This window comes from Promicromonospora thailandica (assembly GCF_024171955.1).
Classification (GTDB): Bacteria; Actinomycetota; Actinomycetes; order Actinomycetales; family Cellulomonadaceae; genus Promicromonospora; species Promicromonospora thailandica.
The window spans coordinates 159,772-174,930 of the sequence record NZ_JAMTCS010000007.1 but is presented as its reverse complement, the minus strand read 5'-3'; the positions used below and the strand labels follow the sequence as shown (position 1 = coordinate 174,930).

Here is a 15,159-nt window from a genome sequence, read left to right as displayed (position 1 = left end):
GGGGCCCCGCCGTCACGCCCCGGTCGTGATCAGTCCGAGCTGGCTCACATACTCCACCAGATCGAACGTCGACCGTGTCACCAGGGTCACGCCGGCGGCGCGTGCGTCGTCGGCGTAGGGGCCCGTGTTGCCGTAGAGCACGAACGGCGTGACGGGGTCGAAGGTCCGCACCTGGGTCAGCAGGCGCAGGCCGGCGTCGGGCACCACAGCGCCCGACTCGACCCGGCCCAGATCGGAGATGATCAGGGCGTAGGAGCGCTCGCCGAGCAGGCGCAGGGCGTCGTCGGTCGACAGTGCCGTGTCCACCGGGACGCCGTCGCGCCGCCAGGTCTCCGCGAGCATCGCGTTGTTCTCCGGATGGTCGTCGACCCACAGGATCGAGTGCGACGGCGTGGCGGGCGAGACGCGACGGGCGGGCGGCGGCGCCTGCCAGTCTCCGGATCCCCACGGGGTGTCGTCCGGACCCGGGTCAGGAGTCGCCAGCTCCGCGGCGGGCGTCACCGGCTCCGTGACGGGCGGTGCGGTCGCGTCGAGCCGGCGCTTCAGCGAGGCCACCTCGAGCTGCAGGTCCGAGATCATGTCCGCCTGCTGGTCCGCTGCCTGCCTGATGCTCAGCCGCTGACCGCCGATCTCCAGCGTGACGTCGTCGGAGTGCCGCAGCTTCGCGAGCAGCTGGCCCCCGAAGACGAGCAGCACGACGATCACGAGCAAGGGCCACAGGAGGCTGGCGACGGCCCCGATCAGGGCAGCGATGGCAGACACGGGCCAAACCTACAGAACCTCAGTCGGCCAACAAGCCCCGGATGTCGTCCGCGCCGAGGGAGCCCGCGAACGCTCCGGCGTCGTCGCTGAGCACCGCGTCGAACAACCTCGCCTTGCGCTCCTTGAGCGCCATGACCTTGTCCTCGATGGTGTTCTCCGAGACCATCCGGAACACCATCACGTTCTGCGTCTGCCCGATCCGGTGCGTCCGGTCGATCGCCTGCGCCTCCGTGGCGGGGTTCCACCAGGGATCGAGCAGGTAGACGTAGTCCGCCTCGGTGAGGTTGAGCCCGAACCCGCCGGCCTTGAGGCTGATCAGGAAGACCGGCGCCGTGCCGTCCTTGAACCGGTTGATCACCGCAGCGCGGTGTCGCGTCGACCCGTCGAGGTACTCGTACGGGATGCCGAGCGAGGTGCAGACCTCGGCCGCCTTGGACAGGAACGACGTGAACTGGGAGAAGACCAGGGCGCGATGCCCCTCCGCCGCTACCTCGGAGAGCTGTTCGGCGAGCAGGTCCAGCTTCGCGGACGGCACGCCCTCGTACTCCGGGTCAACCAGGGAGGCGTCCAGGGCCAGCCGCCGCAGGGTCGTCAGGGCGCGGAACACGGCGACCCGGTTCTCGTCGAACGAGTCGAGCAGACCCAGCAGCCGCGACCGTTCGCGCTGCAGGTGCGTGTCGTAGATGCGGCGGTGCTCCGGATCCAGGGGGACGCGCAGCACCTGCTCCTGACGCTCGGGCAGCTCGGGCGCCACCTGCTCCTTGGTGCGCCGGAGCATCAGCGGCCGGATCCGCCGTCGCAGCCGGGCGAGGAGAGGCGCGGAGTCGCCCTCGCCGGCGACCGGCTTGACGTAGTCCTCGCGGAACTTGGTCGCCGAGCCGTAGAGCCCCGGCGCCACGATCGCCAGCATCGCCCACAGCTCCATGAGGTTGTTCTCGAGCGGGGTGCCGGTGATGGCGAGCTTGAACGGGGCCCGCAGCCGCCGGGCCGCCTCGTTGGCGCGCGTCTGGTGGTTCTTCGCGAACTGGGCCTCGTCCAGGATGAGGCCGCTCCACCCCACGTCGGCGAACGCGTCGTGGTCCAGCCGGAAGATCGCGTACGAGGTGACGACGACGTCGGCGCCCGCCGCGAGGTCCGCCACCGAGACGCCGGCCTTGCGGGCTGTCGTGGGCAGCGCGACGACTCGCAGGTCCGGCGTGAAGCGCGCCGCCTCTGCGACCCAGTTGCTCACCACGGATGCGGGGGCGACCACCAGGAACGGTGGCCGGTCGTCGTCGGACGCCGTCTCCTGCCGGGCCTGCGCGACGAAGGCGAGCGTCTGGACGGTCTTGCCGAGCCCCATGTCGTCGGCGAGGATGCCGCCCAGCCCGTGCCGCCAGAGGAACGTCAGCCACTCGTACCCCCGCTGCTGGTACGGCCGGAGCTCGGCCTTCAGGCCGACCGGCGGGGGCAACGGGTCGGGTCCCTCGACGCCCTCGTTCGTCAGCGTGACCAGGTCGCTCACGGACCGCCGCCACCGGTCGGACTGCTCGACGACGTCGGCGACCTCCTCGAGGTCCGCCCACAGGCCCGCGTTGAACCGGCTGATCCGGAGCGTGCCGGGCTGGTCGGACAGCCGCTGCGCCTCCTCGATCAGCGCCTTCAGCCGGGCGAACACCGGCAGGTCGGTGCGCAGCCAGGTGCCGTCGGTGAGCATGAACCGCTTCTTGTTCCGGGCCAGGGCGTCGAACACCGGACCGAACGGGATCTCCCGGCCCTCGACAGTGACCATCACGCCCAGGTCGAACCAGTCCAGGTCACCGCTGTCCGACGCCCGCATGCTCACCACGGGGGTCGCCTCGAGCCCGGCGTACTCCGGCAGCGGCCCGCCCTCGACACGGACGTCCGGCAGCTCGCGGAGCACCGGCAGCACCAGGGTCGCGAAGTCCATCGCGCGCAGGTCGCGGAAGACCTCGGGCGCCACCCGGAAATGGTCGAAGCCCGCGGTGTCCCGCACCGCGGCGACGACGCGACCCAGGGTCGCTGCCTCCGCCTCCAGGTCGCGCAGCTCCGAACCGGGCTCCAGCGCCGTGGTCAGCGGGTACTCCTTGTCCGACGGCGGGTAGGCCCACCGCCAGGTGACGCCGATCTGAGCCGGTGAGACCGCCTCGACCGTCGCCACGAGCTGGGGCCGGGGCAGCTCGGGCAGCTCGACGCCGGCCTCCGCCCGGACCTTCACTTCCCGGCGCAGGAGCGGCAGGTAGTCCGCGAGGAACTCGTCGACGGCGTCGGCCGGGACGGCGACGTCGGCCAGGTGGACCGCCGCGTGCTCCTGGTCGGTGAGCGGCGCCGCCGTCGGCCCGAGCACGATGGTGCGGCCCGACGGCGACTCCTCCACCGCGAACAGGCCGTGCCGGCCGAGCGTGCCGACCGACGTCGCTGCCGTGGCCGCCCCGTCGAAGGTGACCGTCCGCTCGAGCCGCGCCCCGCCGTCGGGCAGCGAGAGATCCAGGGCGACCGCGGCCTCGCCGACCACGCGGACCGCGTCGCGCCGGGACTTGCCGACGAGCTCGATGCCGAGACCCGCGGCGTCGGCGAGATGGCGCCAGAACGGGCGGGGCAGCACGTCGTCCAGGCCGAGCCAGTCGCCCGCGCTGACGTAGCCGTAGCCGCGCGGGCTCGTGGCGCGCAGGGAGTCGAGCGTCGTGAACCACTCCCGGACCTCGGGGTCCACTCCGCGGAGGAACCCGTTGCGGATGTAGTTCCACGACGCGGAACCGCCGACCCACGCACCACGGCGGTTGCGCTCGACCGGTCGTACCGAGAGCGACAGGTTGTCGGCCGACGCCGCGCCGTCGACGCGGAACTGCAGCGCGAGCTGCGGCGCCGTCTCGTCCCCGGTGAGGCTCGCCGGGGGCGCCGCCGGGACGAGGCGCTCCACCGCCGCCTTCCACTCGGGCACCTGCGGCGTCCGCGCCAGCGACGACGCCGTGCGGACCAGCGAGGCCAGTCCGTCCGTACCCGCCTCGAGGAGCGTGGCTGCGACATGCTTGCAGTCGGAGCGGACCGGACAGGTGCAGTCCGTGCCGACGACGACGGCCGAGCCGGCGCCGTCCGCACGGAACTGGATCGAGCACGAGTAGGCGCTGCGCCCGCTGCCCCGGACCCACGAGACGATCAGGAGCTCGGCAGGGAGCCACTCCCACGAGATGACCCGGCCCTGCTGCTGGTAGTCCTCGCCACGCAGGTACGCGCCGCTGCCCACCAGGAGCTTGATCGCCGCCGGGTGGATGCGCGGGACGGGCAGGGGCGTGGACACACCACCATGGTTCCACGCACCACTGACAGCCCATGCGGTTGTCCACAGCGTGCCGCGTTCCGGGCGTTCACCCGTGCTTCGGCCCCCGCGTTGTCAGCGAGGTCTGGGAGAGTGTCCGCATGAAGAGTCTGCCCGACGCCGGACGGCGCCCCGCCGCCCTGAGTGTCCTGCTCCTCGCCGTGGCCGTGTGGATGTCGGTGCCCCTGCGCCTGCTGGCCCCGGGGAGAGAGGTTGATCTCGGCTTCAGCACCACCAACGCCGTCTACGTGATCGAGAACGCGGCGATGGCGGGAACCATCGTGCTCGCGGTCGGGGCCACGGTGCTCCGCGCCCGGCGGGTCCTCACCGCGGTGATCGTCGTGGTGGGTGTGCACCTGCTGGTCCAGGTCGGCACCGCCGTCGTCCAGCTGGTGGAGGGCGCGATGCCCGAGTTCCTGCTCGGCACGCTGCTGGCGATGCTCGAGCTGGTGCTCGTGCTGGCCGGTGCGCTGCTCGCCCGGCTGCTGCACGAGCCGACGTCGGCCCGCCGGACCGGGTTCTGGGTCGTGCTCTCCGGCGCGCTGCTCTACATCCTGTGGGCGAGCGTGCTGCAGCCGGTCATCGTGATGATGCCGTACGGCGGACCGCTGCCCGGGATGGTGGGGTCGTACCTGCTGATCCTGCTGCTCAACCTGCTCGCGGTCGCCGCGGCGGTGCTGTGCGGCTGGGCCTCGCCCCTGACCCGGCGGATCGGTGCGGTCCTGGCCGGCGTCGTCGGCGTGCTCGGGATCGCGGGGGTGGCGGGGATGACCGGCGTCTACAGCGACGCCTACGTCGCCGTGCAGATCGCGCAGGGCGCGCTGCTGCTCGCGGTGGTGCCGTTCGCCGTGGTCGCCGCCCGCCGCGTCGCGGCGTCTCGACGGGCGGCTCGCCTCACCTCGTAGTGCTCGCGCGGATCTCCTCGAGCGCGACGACCTCGAGGATCTGCTTCACGATGACCGGGCCGACCGACTCCCAGGAGAGCATCTCGGCGATGACCATGTAGGAGAGGTCGTCGCCCGTGAAGCAACCGCCCCGGTGCAGGGCGTTGAGCAGGCGGTGCTTGGGCCAGGTGAGCTCGTCGAGCCGCTCCACCCGCCGCACTGCGGGGAAGAGCCGGCCGACCGGAAGCGACTTGAGGCGGGTCACGGCGGCGTCGGCGAGGCGGGCGATGCCGATGTCGGTCTTGCTGTCGACCTGACCGACGTACCAGGCGTCGTCCTCGGCCATGACCTCGCGGAACCATGGGAACACCTCACCCCAGGTGGGCGTGGGGGTGACGGCGGGTGCGTCGGACATGTACAGATGCCTCCAGTCCCTGTGTAGGTAAGTGCATCAATCCTTGCACCGTTCTGCTGGCAAAACAGGCATCTCAGCCTCTAGAGACCGGACCTCATCCACAAATTCACCCGCTTGTCGGTTGCCGCACCAGAGCCGCTGTGCGAGAGCCACGGAGGCCGAACAGGACGGCCGTCGCGACGTATCCGACGGACAGCGCGACGAAGAGTCCGGGTGACCATCCCGCGTCGGGTACGAGGAAGGCGGCGAGGGCCGCGGCGCCGACGAACGCGGCGTTGTAGAGCACGTCGTAGAAGGCGAAGGCGCGGCCCCGGTAGGCGTCCTCGGAGTCGCGCTGGACGATCGTGTCGACGGCGATCTTGGCGCCCTGGGCCGCCAGCCCGAGGAGGGCGGCGGCGGTGACCACGGTGACGAAACCGGGTTCCGGCACGAGGACCAGCTGCGAGACGCCGGCCAGCAGGAGCATCGCGGCGATCCAGGTCTGCGGGGCCATGCGCCGGGCCAGCACCGCCGTCAGCAGGATCGCGAGCCCGCCGCCCACGCCCGTCGCGCCGATCACCGTCGCGAACGTGGCCAGGCCCGCGCTGCGGTCCCCGGGCTCGACCAGCAGGTTGCGCGACATCAGGATCGACGCGATGAACACCACGCCGTAGAGGAACCGGTGCAGCGCCATGACCAGCAGCGCCTGACCCGGGGTGCGCCGGGCGGCCAGGTAGCGGGCGCCGTCGGCCAGACCGCGGGCCACCGCGACGAGCTCGTTGCGGATCGAGCCGACGGCGGGCCGTACCGGCCCCAGCAGCGTGCGGGACATGCGCAGCCCGAGCAGCGAGGCGCAGCCCATGACGACGCACGCGCAGGCCAGCGCGGTCGCGTCCTGGATGCGCCCCGCGGGCATCAGGAGGCCGAGCACGAAGCCGACGCCGCCCCCGAGGAACGCTGCCCCGGCGCCGAGCGTCGGGGTGAGGGCGTTGGCCGTGAGCAGCAGGTCGCCCTGGACCACGCGGGGCAGACCGGCCGAGAGGCCCGCCAGCAGGAACCGGTTGACGCTCAGCGCAGCGAGGCCGAGCACGTAGATCGCCGGGGTGACGCCCTGGGTGAGCATGAGGACGGCCATCGTTCCCGTGATGAGCACGCGGACCGCGTTGCCGAGCACCAGCACCTGGCGTCGCTGCCAGCGGTCCAGGAACACACCCGCGAAGGGGCCCACCACGGTGAACGGGGCCAGCATGATGGCGAACGCGCCGGCGATGGCGGCCGCCGAACCCTGCGACTCCGGGCTGAAGAACAGCAGGTTCGCGAGGCCCACCTGGAACATCCCGTCGCCGGCCTGGGAGACCAGCCGCACCGCGAAGAGCTTGCGGAACCCGGGTAGGCCCAGGAGGGCGCGCAGCTCAGCGAGGATGGTCACCCGCTCACAGTAGTTGGACGGGGTCGCCGGATGGGGAGCGCTATCCATCGCCATGACCATGGGGATTGACTATCGTCCCAGGTCAGGTAGTCACTGTCCGGTCTGCGAAGGGGTGCGCTGATGTCGAGGCCGTCGGATTGGTCGCCGGTGGGTTTGGATGCTGATCCGACGCCGGGTGATCCGGTGCTGGTGCTTGCCGGTGGGCAGGAGTACCGGGAGGTGGCGCGTTCGATCGACAACGCTGCGGGGGCGATGAGTCGGTTGGATGTGGCTGGGACGGTGTCCAAGGCGGTGGATGCGTTGATGGGTGCCAAGGAGGACACCATCAGTGATATCCGTAAGGCGCATTCGCGGTATGTGGCTGCGGGGGACGCGTTGGTGGGGTATGCGGGGGCGTTGGAGCGGGTGCAGGGGGAGACTCTGGCGGCGTTGGATCGTGCGCGGGATGCGCAGGATCAGGCTCATTCGGCGTCGGGGTCGCGGGAGCGGTGGCAGGAGCTGGCTGATTCGGCGAGGGACGAGGCGCAGAAGCAGGAGTATGAGAGCAAGGCGCGTCAGGCTGGTGATGATGCTGATCAGGCGGCGGGTGTGATCGCGGGGGCGAGGTCCACGATCGAGTCTGCGGTGTCGGATCGGGATCGGGCTGCGGGGGCGGCCATGGATCGGATCGAGGAGATTACCTCGTCGGATGATTTGAATGATGGGTGGTGGGATGACTGGGGTTCGAAGCTGGTGGCTGCGATTGCTGATATCGCGGACATGATCTCGACGATCGCGGGGATCTTGGCGATCGTGGTGGCGTTTATCCCGGTGGTGGGGCAGGCGTTGGCGGGTGTGTTGATCGTGATTGCTGCGGTGGCGGCGATCGTGTCGGCGGTTGCGAATATCACTCTTGCTGCGACGGGTGAGCGGTCGTGGGCGGAGGCGGGGATCGCGATCGCGGGTGCGGCGTTGTCTCTGATCGGTCTGGGTGGTGCCGCCAAGGCCGCGATGGGGCTGTCCAAGTCGATCGCGAAGGGCACGTTCAAGCAGGGCATGAAGAAGGGGTGGTGCAAGCTCGGGTTCGGGGCGTGCTTCGTGGCCGGGACCCCGGTGCTGACCGTGGACGGCCCCAGGGCGATCCAGGACATCCGGGTGGGGGACAAGGTCTGGACCCGCAACCTGGTCACCGGCCTGGACGAGCTGCAGCTGGTGGCGGAGACGTTCGCGCACCAGACCCTGGCCCTGTACCACCTGAGCATCGGTGGTCAGGCGGTGAGCACCACGGCCGAGCACCCGTTCATGACGCCGGATCGTGGTTGGCAGATGGCGGGCAACCTGCGTGTCGGGGACGTGCTGGTCACCTCGGAGGGCACCACGACCGTGCAGGCCGTCGAGGTCGAGGAACGCGACCTGGCCGATATCGAGCAGGTCTACAACTTCCACGTCGAGAACACCCACACCTACTACGTCCTGGCCGGCGACATTCCCGTCCTGGTCCACAACAACCACGGCAGCGCCGCCGACGACGCCGTGCGCGGGCAGGTCAACAAGCACATCGATGACTATGTTGAGGGTGCGGTCGACAGCACCGCCCCGGGCGCTCGGATGACGAACGTCAGGACGCCGAGCACCCATGACGACTACATCCGGAAGCTTTCTGACGACGGATGGAGCAGTCGCACGACCGGACGAGACGGGGAGATCACCCTTCTGGAGAAGGACGGGCACAAGGCTGCCGTCCGGGAGAAGGCCGGCAGCTGGGACGGGTGGACATCCGAATACACGACCCCCGGGAACAAGAAGGCAGATCTCAAGATTCGATTTGGGGCGTCCGAGTGACATACACCTTTGCGCATGACCGAGCCGAGTACGACGAGCGTCGGGCCGCCATGGCGCGGCTCGTCGATCCAGGTGCGCGACTGCCCGCCTGGCCTTTTCGTTCGACGGAGGGCCAGGTAGACATCTGCGAGTACAACGAGTTCTCCGACGACGAATTCGCGAGCGCTCTGAAGGTCCTGGCACACGCCCACGGCGACGAACGCATCTCGCTGGTCGTGGTGGACCCGGATCCCGAGGAGTACCACATCCGGGATCACGGGCACTTCCCATGTTTCACCGTGCCGACTGCGGAGATCGAGGCCTCCTACTGGGACGCGGTGTCCTTCGAGCCGAACGACGATCCGGGGGCCGCGATCCTGTACGCGGATGCGTTCGCGATCTTCGGCGACTCCGGCCGCTGGTCCGTCTGGGGCCAGCGGGACTGGGAGGTCGTGGTCGTCCACGCGGACGGCCTGACACGGCCGTGGACGGAGGGCGCGGACCTCTTCGTCTCCCCGGAGGACGCGGTCGCCCGGTTCGTCCAGCCTGCTCTGGCGGGCTCGCGCTGGTCACAGGAGGACGCCGACCGTTTCGTCGCGCGGATGAGCGACCCGCAGGCGCGGTAGCCCAGAACGGAGGTGTTGCTCTGGGTAGACACGGTCTACCCAGCGCAACACCTCCCCGCGAGGGAGTCGTTCCCCGGGCGGGTCAGTCGCGCGCGCCCACGTGGATCGCGAGGGCCCCGTACGCCGGCACCGAGGCGGTGAACCAGCCGTCGCCGTTGACCGTCCGCCTCACCGAGCAGTCCGCGGCCGCGACGACGTCGCAGTACGTGCCCGCCGGGAGCGACGTCTGGAACGAGCGCTGCACGGCCGAGCCCGTGTTGTTCAGCACCACGTACCCGCGCGAGCCACGGCCGTAGGCGACGAGGTTGCCGCCGTCGTCCCACCAGTTCGTGACCTCGGTGCCTGCGACGGTGTTGTGGAAGCCGACCATGCCGCGCACCTCGGTCCACCGCTGGGTGCAGGTCCACCGGCCGGCACCGCAGGTCGCGTCGGGCACGCTCGTCGTCGTCGCGCCGGGCGCCCCGGCGTCGGTGTTCGAGAACTCGTAGCCGGAGTACACCGTGGGCGATCCGTAGGGCCACGACAGCAGGAACGTGTTCGCCAGGACGTACTTGGCGCCCCACTTGTAGTTCATCGACTCGCCGTTGCGCTCGGTGTCGTGGTTGTCGACGAACACCCCGGCGCGGTCCCAGGGCAGCTTGCCGTCACCGATGTACCGCAGGTTCTTGATCTGGCCGTCGAAGTCGTGCTTGAGCTGGCGCGCGTAGTCGAACTCGTGGGAGTCGCCGCTGCCGAGGTACTCCGACGGACGGATCGGCTCGCCCGCGGCGCCGATCACCTCGTGCACCCAGAACACGTTCGGGTTGCGCATCCGCGCCTTGACGGCCTCCAGATCGGACGCCGGGATGTGCTTCGCGGCGTCGATCCGGAAGCCGTCGACACCGAGGGAGACCAGGTCGTCGAAGTACGCCGCGAGCCGGCCACGCACGTAGTCGGAGCCCGTGCGCAGGTCCTGGAGCGAGACCAGGCGGCAGTTCTGCACCTGGTAGCGGTCGGTGTAGTCGCTGATGTCCGTGCGGCAGTCGTTGAAGTCCGGCGCGCTGTAGGTGCCGGCGAAGCTGTCGTCGGAGAACTGCGTGCCCGCGACGCCCGTGCCGGACTGCCCGGCGCCTGCCATGTGGTTGACGACGGCGTCCGCGATCACGCCCACACCGGCGGCGTCACATGCCGCGACCATGGCGGCGAACTCCGCGCGCGTGCCCAGCTTGGACTCGATCTTGTAGCTCACGGGCTGGTAGGAGGTCCACCACTGCGTCCCGCGGATGTGTTCCATGGGCGGGGAGACCTGGACGTAGCCGAAACCGGCGGGTCCGATCACGTCCCGGCACTCGGTGGCGACGGAGTCCCAGGTCCACTGGAAGAGGTTGAGGATGACGTCTCCGTCACCGTGCCGGGGCGTGGCGGCCTCGGCACGCTCGGCGGCCGGGGAGGCGGCGACCAGGCCCAGGGTGAGGGCGGTCGCGAGCGTCGTCAGGGTGGTGAGCAGACGTCGGGGCACGGTCGGATGGCGCGTCATGGCGGCTCCTTGCGGCATGGTCCCGGCCGAGGCGCGTGCGGCGTTGCACGGCCGTTTCCGGATCTTGCTGCAAGCGTTGCAGAACGGCGCGGCGACACGCCAGCCCTGCGGGTGAACTTCCTCGATCTGGTCCGAGGCGGCCGTCGGCGTCTCCTAGTCTTGGGCCGCTCGTTCGATGACCGGAGGCGCTGGTGGTTGCTGTTTCGTCTGTCCTTGTCCCGCTCCGGACAGTGACCGTCCGGGCCACGGGCCTGGTCGCTGTCGGTGCGCTCGCCCTGGCGTCCCTCGTCGCTCCCGCCGCGCCGGCGGCGGCGCAGCCAGTCGGGCATGTCACCCCCATCGCGTCGTCCCAGGCTGCCGACGACGTGTTCGTCGGCGGCTCGGTCACCGTGCGGCCGGTGTGGTCGGAGGGGACGAACAACGACCCGAGCTACTACAGCTACTACCACGCGGCGGTGGAGGGATTCAGGCCGGAACCGGCATCGTACGCGTACCAGTGGCTGCGCGACGGCGCCGCCGTCGCGGGCGCCACGGACGCGTGGTACCTGAGCTCGCCGGCCGACGTGGGTCGCCAGGTGTCCGTCCGGGTCACGGCGTCGCGATCCGGCATCGTGCCCGGCACGGTCACCTCCAGGGCGTTCACGGTCCGGCCGCGCGACACCATCCACGTGGACTACGGCCTGAGCTACGTGGGATCCCGGTGGGAGTCGAACTTCTGCTACTGCGTCTCCTCCGACGGGCAGACCGCCGGCCGGCCGGGAAGCGGCCGGGCTGCGCAGGCGCTGATCGTGCGCCCGATGTCGCAGTCCTATGTGACCGCCCCGGTGCCGAGCCCGGGTGATGAGTTCCCCGCCTCCTTCTGGTTCGAGACGACGGGGTACGTCACCGGGCGCGGCTGGCAGACCATGACGTCCAGATCGGACGTCTACTACGTCGGCAGCATCGGCGAGAACCGCAGGCTGGAGGCGTTCCGGATCAAGCCCGGCGGCCCGGACAAGGCCTTCTACGACGTCTGGTACCGCGCCTACGTGCCGAAGTTCGGCTGGCTCGGCTGGGCGAGGAACGGCGAGACGTCGGCCACCACCTCGATGGGTCAGCGGATCGAGGCGGTGCAGGTCAAGGTGCTGCCGAAGGGCACCAAGGTCTCGGCGTCGGGCACGGGGAACGCGCCGTCGTACGACCGGGGCACCCAGGCGCAGGTGAGCGTGCGCCCGTACTACCGGCCGACCGGCTGGAAGGCTGCCGTCCCGGGCGGGAGCACCGCGGGGGTCACCAGCACGAAGCAGCGGCTGAACGCCCTGCGGGTGCGCGTGGACGGCAAGTACGCGGGCGGCGTGCAGGTGTCGGCGAAGGTGCAGGGCTCCTGGCGCCCGTACGTGGGCAACAACCAGGTGGCCGGCACCTACCACCAGGCGAAGGGCACGTCGGCCTACAAGATCCGCCTGACCGGCGAGATGGCGAAGCGCTACGACGTCTACTACCGGGTGAACGTGGCGGGCAAGGGCTGGCTCGGCTGGGCGCGGAACGGCGCGGCCGCGGGAGCGGCGTCGTACAAGGCCCGGAACACCGCCGTGCAGGTGGTGCTCGTGAAGAAGGGCGAGCGCGCCCTGATGAGCGCGGGCGGCAAGGCCGCGTACGCGTACTGACGGTCAGGCGGTCTGGCGCTCGTTGGGGATGACGGCCCAGGCGATCAGGTAGGCCAGCACCTGCGGGCCCGGGATGAAGATGGAGGCGACGGTGACCACGCGGACCACCGTCGTGCTCCAGCCGAAGCGTCGGGCGATGGCGGCGCAGACGCCGCCGATCATGCGGTCGTCACGGGGGCGGGAGAGTGTTGGTGTGCTCATGCCTCGACGGTAGGCGTCGCGGGGGCTCGGCCACCATCGGGTGATCCCCCGGTCTGTCCCTGATCACGTCCAGCCTCGACTCAGGGGTCATCGCGAAACCGCGCAGGGTGAACTCCCGCCCGATGCGTTGTGGGGGTGACGGGCCGTCCCTAGCCTTGGTCCGCTCGCACGACGACAGGGGTTGCTGTGGTGTCTGTTCCGTTCTCGCGCTCACGACCGCATGCCCGGCGAGCGCGCGCCGCCGCGGTGCTCGTCGGCGCTGCCCTCGTCGCGACCACGCTGGTCCCCGTGCCGGCGGCCGCGGCAGGAGCGGAGCTGCCGCCACCCACCGGGATCGCGCTGAACGGTCAGGCGTGCGGCGCGGAGCCGGTGACGATCATCCTCGACGGTGCGAGGCGCCTCACCGTGCGAGCGACGTTCGACGACCCGGCGGTCACGCGTGCGCGGGTCGAGCTCATGGACGCAGCGGGTGGGCTGGAGGCCGCAGGGGACGTCTCGGTCGTCGACGGCGCCCTCGACATCGAGGCCTCGGTCTACGGCCTGACCGACAACGACGTCAACAGCGTGGTCGTCCGGGCACGGAGCGCGGACGGCGCCCAGACCGGGCCGGCGCTGGGCTGCGCCTTCCTCCTCCGGTACCCCGCGCACCGCGGACCCTCCGTGCTCCCGGTCATCGGGGCGGATGCCGTCTACGCCGCGCCGGACGTCCCACGCGGGGGCCTCGGTGTCCGGGGTGCCTTCCTGATCACGGGACCGGTGAGCGCCGACGCGAAGTCGTTCGCCTACGGCGTCACCACGAGTGCCAGGGGTGAGCCCGCCAGCTGGACGACCGTGCCGGCCGGCGAGAACGTCGTCGTCCCCGTCCTGCCGACGTCCACCGGGGTGCAGCACCTGCAGGTGGTCGAGATCGACGAGACCGGCCTCCGGAGCCCGATGGCCACGCGCAGCTTCGACGTGGCGGCGTCCGGCGGCGCGCAGGCGGCACCGCCTGCCGTGTCGGTCGCGGAGCCCCAGGACCCGCAGCCGGGTGACGGTCTGGTGCCGCTCGACCTCACGCTCACGGCGGACCTGCCGGACTCGTCCTTGTCCTCGGTCCGCGACGAGGTCACGCTGTACGCCGGCACCACCGAGGTCGCGCGCACCCGCTTCGACACGCGCACGAAGTCCGTGCTCGTGAGCTCGAGCCTGCTCGGCACGGGGTTCCGCGACCTCCGGGTCGAGTACACGCAGTACCCCGGTGCGACGCCGGTCTCCCGGACCGCGCGGATCTGCGCGTCGGCGTGCTCGTACTCGGGCGGCACCGCGACGGTGGTCTCGCGGATGTGGAGCGGCGACCGCTCGCACCCGAGCTACAACGCGTACTACGAGGCGCGGGGTTCGCGCTTCTCGCCGACGGCGGCGTCCTACACCTACCAGTGGCTCCGGGACGGCGTGGCGATCAAGGGCGCCACGCGCAAGGAGTACCTGAGCCCGCCCGCCGACGTCGGACGGCGCGTCGCCGTGCGGGTCACGGCGCACGGCCCGCGGATGAAGACCAGGTCGGTGACGTCGACGCCGTTCACGGTGCGCTCGCGCGACGGGATGCACGTCGAGTACGGGGCGCTCGCCGTGGGCGGCCGGTGGGAGAACCGCTTCTGCTACTGCACGACCGAGGACGGTGACGTCCTGGGCAGGCCGGGTAGCGGCCGGGCCATCCAGGCGCTGATGGCCCGTCCCGGGTCGCGCACCTACATCACGTCGGTGCTGCCGCCTGCGGCTGACGGGTCCAGCTCGGACGTGGCCCTGTGGTTCGAGATGAAGGGGTACGTGCAGGGGCGGGGCTGGGAGGGGCTGAAGCGCAAGGACACGGTGCGCTACGTCGGCAGCGTCGGCGAGAACCGCCGGCTGGAGGCCTTCCGGATCGCTCCCGCGGGACCGCTCGCCGCCTCCTACGACGTCTGGTACCGCGCCTACGTGCCGCGATTCGGCTGGCTGGGCTGGGCGAAGAACGGCGAGAGCGCGGGCGCCACGCGGTTCGGCTACCGCATCGAGGCGGTCCAGATCCGGGTGCTGCCCCGGGGCACCCGCGTCACTGCGTCCGGTTCGGGGAACGCGCCGTACTACGACAAGGGGACGCAGAACCAGGTGAGCGTGCGCCCGTACTTCCGGCAGTCCGGGTGGAAGCCCGGTGTCGTGGGCGGGCTGACCTCGGGATACCCGAGCACCACGCAGCGGCTCAACGCCCTGCGGGTGCGCGTCGACGGTACGTACGCCGGCGGCGTGCAGGTGTCCGCCAAGGTGCAGGGGAGCTGGCGGCCGTACGTGGGCAACAACCAGGTGGCCGGCACCTATCACCAGGCCAAGGGCACGTCGGCGTACAAGATGCGGCTCACCGGCGAGATGGCGAAGCGGTACGACCTCTACTACCGGGTGCACGTCGCCGGCGTCGGGTGGCTCGGCTGGGCGCGGAACGGTGCCGCCGCAGGTTCGACGTCGTCGAAACCGCGTGCTACAGCCGTCCAGGTGGTGCTCGTGAAGAAGGGCGGGCGCACGCTCATGAGCGCCGGTGGCCGGGCGGCCTACCGGTACTGACCGCGGAGGCCGGG

General features: G+C 70.8%; 11 protein-coding genes. 5 read left to right on the top strand and 6 right to left on the bottom strand.

The genetic code is table 11. The annotated features are described in order from the left end of the window. Positions 1 to 12 precede the first annotated feature (12 nt). Both APR03_RS12705 and APR03_RS12700 read right to left on the bottom strand, forming a co-directional pair. On the bottom strand, positions 13 to 762 hold the full coding sequence (locus APR03_RS12705; protein WP_253836132.1) for a DNA-binding transcriptional response regulator: 750 nt from the start codon (positions 760 to 762) through the stop codon (positions 13 to 15). Positions 763 to 781: 19 nt separating this feature from the next. After that, positions 782 to 4,060, bottom strand: a complete 3,279-nt coding sequence (locus tag APR03_RS12700; RefSeq protein WP_253836131.1) for a DEAD/DEAH box helicase — start codon at positions 4,058 to 4,060, stop codon at positions 782 to 784. A 119-nt stretch (positions 4,061 to 4,179) separates the two neighbouring features. Between APR03_RS12700 and APR03_RS12695 the strand changes: the two genes are divergently transcribed. Then, positions 4,180 to 4,983: a hypothetical protein gene (locus tag APR03_RS12695; protein ID WP_253836130.1), complete on the top strand. Its 804-nt coding sequence runs from the start codon at positions 4,180 to 4,182 to the stop codon at positions 4,981 to 4,983. Here the strand turns inward: APR03_RS12695 and APR03_RS12690 are convergent. Both APR03_RS12690 and APR03_RS12685 read right to left on the bottom strand, forming a co-directional pair. Beyond that, a complete protein-coding gene (locus tag APR03_RS12690) occupies positions 4,973 to 5,377 on the bottom strand; it encodes a hypothetical protein (RefSeq protein WP_253836129.1) in 405 nt (134 codons plus the stop codon). The genes APR03_RS12695 and APR03_RS12690 overlap by 11 nt on opposite strands. A 106-nt stretch (positions 5,378 to 5,483) precedes the next feature. Next, entirely contained in the window at positions 5,484 to 6,785 is a 1,302-nt protein-coding gene (locus APR03_RS12685; RefSeq protein ID WP_253836128.1) for an MFS transporter, read from the bottom strand. A 120-nt stretch (positions 6,786 to 6,905) separates the two neighbouring features. Here APR03_RS12685 and APR03_RS12680 point away from each other — a divergent pair, with 120 nt between their 5' ends. Together APR03_RS12680 and APR03_RS12675 are read left to right on the top strand one after the other, a co-directional pair. Then, positions 6,906 to 8,606 (top strand): polymorphic toxin-type HINT domain-containing protein, encoded by a 1,701-nt coding sequence (locus APR03_RS12680; RefSeq protein WP_253836127.1) that lies wholly within the window; start codon positions 6,906 to 6,908, stop codon positions 8,604 to 8,606. A gap of 50 nt (positions 8,607 to 8,656) precedes the next feature. Continuing rightward, complete coding sequence (locus APR03_RS12675; protein ID WP_253836125.1) at positions 8,657 to 9,211, top strand: hypothetical protein; 555 nt, start codon at positions 8,657 to 8,659, stop codon at positions 9,209 to 9,211. Between the two features lie 82 nt (positions 9,212 to 9,293). Here the strand turns inward: APR03_RS12675 and APR03_RS12670 are convergent, their stop codons facing one another. Further along, on the bottom strand, positions 9,294 to 10,727 hold the full coding sequence (locus APR03_RS12670; protein WP_253836123.1) for an alpha-amylase: 1,434 nt from the start codon (positions 10,725 to 10,727) through the stop codon (positions 9,294 to 9,296). Between the two features lie 230 nt (positions 10,728 to 10,957). Between APR03_RS12670 and APR03_RS25255 the strand changes: the two genes are divergently transcribed. Continuing rightward, positions 10,958 to 12,373 carry a hypothetical protein gene (locus tag APR03_RS25255; protein ID WP_253836121.1) on the top strand — a complete coding sequence of 472 codons (1,416 nt, stop codon included), beginning with the start codon at positions 10,958 to 10,960 and terminating at the stop codon, positions 12,371 to 12,373. A 3-nt stretch (positions 12,374 to 12,376) separates the two neighbouring features. On the opposite strand, the gene APR03_RS12660 is transcribed toward APR03_RS25255, so the two are convergent. Continuing rightward, on the bottom strand, positions 12,377 to 12,574 hold the full coding sequence (locus APR03_RS12660) for a PspC domain-containing protein (protein WP_253836119.1): 198 nt from the start codon (positions 12,572 to 12,574) through the stop codon (positions 12,377 to 12,379). Between the two features lie 189 nt (positions 12,575 to 12,763). Here APR03_RS12660 and APR03_RS12655 point away from each other — a divergent pair, with 189 nt between their 5' ends. After that, a complete protein-coding gene (locus tag APR03_RS12655; RefSeq protein WP_253836117.1) occupies positions 12,764 to 15,145 on the top strand; it encodes a hypothetical protein in 2,382 nt (793 codons plus the stop codon). Positions 15,146 to 15,159: the final 14 nt, after the last annotated feature.

Bases quoted from the DNA above. Each gene is read 5' to 3' on its own strand.
- APR03_RS12695 (WP_253836130.1), top strand. From the start codon at position 4,180: ATGAAGAGTCTGCCCGACGCCGGACGGCGCCCCGCCGCCCTGAGTGTC.
- APR03_RS12690 (WP_253836129.1), bottom strand. From the start codon at position 5,377: ATGTCCGACGCACCCGCCGTCACCCCCACGCCCACCTGGGGTGAGGTG.
- APR03_RS12680 (WP_253836127.1), top strand. From the start codon at position 6,906: ATGTCGAGGCCGTCGGATTGGTCGCCGGTGGGTTTGGATGCTGATCCG.
- APR03_RS12675 (WP_253836125.1), top strand. From the start codon at position 8,657: ATGGCGCGGCTCGTCGATCCAGGTGCGCGACTGCCCGCCTGGCCTTTT.
- APR03_RS12670 (WP_253836123.1), bottom strand. From the start codon at position 10,727: ATGACGCGCCATCCGACCGTGCCCCGACGTCTGCTCACCACCCTGACG.
- APR03_RS12660 (WP_253836119.1), bottom strand. From the start codon at position 12,574: ATGAGCACACCAACACTCTCCCGCCCCCGTGACGACCGCATGATCGGC.